Source organism: Acidobacterium sp. FHG110202_01 (assembly GCF_059115305.1).
In genome coordinates, this window is sequence record NZ_JBZYWJ010000022.1 from 1 (window position 1) to 1,700 (window position 1,700).

1 protein-coding gene is annotated in these 1,700 nt (G+C 64.7%); it reads left to right on the forward strand.

Features of this window, described 5'->3' with window-relative positions; translation table 11 throughout:
* Window positions 1-117 precede the first annotated feature (117 nt).
* The coding region (locus AC5S16_RS23100; protein WP_493932485.1) for a type VI secretion system Vgr family protein at window positions 118-1,700 on the forward strand (1,583 nt) is incomplete at its 3' end.

Sequence of the window (1,700 nt, forward strand, 5' to 3'; positions counted from 1 at the left end):
CACCATTACTGGACGAAGTTAGCATGCAGGCAGTAGGCTAAGAAACTACGCGGGAAGGCTGGGCTTCAGTATCCATGCCTCACAACATTGTTCTATTTGCTCGCAAGGAGGCTGCCCTTGCCCGGTGCTGCGTACATCCATGTCCAGGTTGGCGGGGAAGACATCGACCTCGCTCTGCTGGCCGTCGTCGAAGTCCATCAGAAGCTCAACGACCACTGGCGCGCGCGCGTCATCTTCCGCTCCGTACCCGACACTCAGCCCGACGTGGCTTCCATGTTCGGCCAGCCGCTGGCTGTCTATGGCTATGACCTCCAGGGAACCCAGCACCCTCTCTTCCTCGGCCTGGTCAATAAAGCCGAATTGATCTACGAGGTCACCGGCAGCTACGGCGCCGAAGTTGATGGCATCACCGCCAGCTGGCAGATGGACCTGAGCGAGCATCAGACCTATTTCCTCAAGCAGACCGCCCAGGCCACCGCGCAACAGGTCGTCTCGAACTCCGGTCTCCAGCTCAAAGGCTCCATCGCCGGCGAGGAGCTCTCCCGCGTGCAGTGGGGAGAGACCGACTGGCGCTTCCTGCTCCGTCTGGTCGACGACGGAGAAGCCTGGCTCCGCCCCACCCAGGACGGCCTCGAGACCCAGACCAGCTTCCAGTCCGGCCCCACGCTTGAGTGGCGCCAGGGCGAGTACGGCCTGATGGAGTTCTCCGGCCTTGGCCGCGTGCGCCCGCAGCTGCAGGGAGGCGCGCACTACGACCATCGCGCCGCGCAGAGCCAGACCTACTCCGCCGTCAAGAGCGACGCCGCCTTCTACGGCCCCTGGAGCGCGCTCACCAGCAAGACCCTCACCGCCGGCGAAACCATCCCTGAAGCGACCGTAACCGGGCGCCACCGCGCCACTACCCTCGATTCGTATCAGCAACAGTTACAAATGGAGTCGCGCCGCCAGGCCGTCAACTCCAACCTCTACTCCGGCATCAGCCGCTCGCCCGAAGTCATGGCCGGCAACGAGGTCACCCTCTCCGGCGTCGACCCCGACATCAACGGCAGCTATGGCGTCATCGAGTGCCTGCATCGCTGGACGCCGCGCGGCTTCGAGAACCACTTCCAGGCCACTACCGCCAAACGCTGGTTCGCGCCCGAGCGCATCCCGCCCCCGACCATCGACGGCATTTACCCCGCCAGCGTCGCCGCCAATCACGACCCGCACAACCTCGGCCGCATCCAGATCCAGTTCCATTGGCAGGACCAGAACACGACCACCTGGGCGCGCCTCATCACCGGCCATGCCGGATCAGGCCGCGGCACCCTGGTGCTCCCCGAGATAGGCGACGAGGTCGCCGTGCGCTTCGAAGGCGGCGATCCGGAGCGCCCCTACATCCTTGGCTCGGTGTGGAACGGCGTGCAGCAGCCGCCTTCGCAGGGCTTTTGGGACGGCGGCACCAACGGCGGAGAGTTCGCCGGCAACAACATCAAGCGCCTGGTCACCAAGAGCGGCCACCGCATCACCATGGTCGACACCGCCGGTCAGGAAACCATCGCCATGGCCACCCCCTCGAGCAACCGCCTGGTCATGACCGAAAAGACCAACGAAACCGGCCGTCCCGCCATCGCCCTCGAAACCACAGGCGACATCATCCTCAGCGCCCCCAACGGCCGTATCCACTTCCTGTCCCAACTCCATTCCAAAGAAGTCGGGAG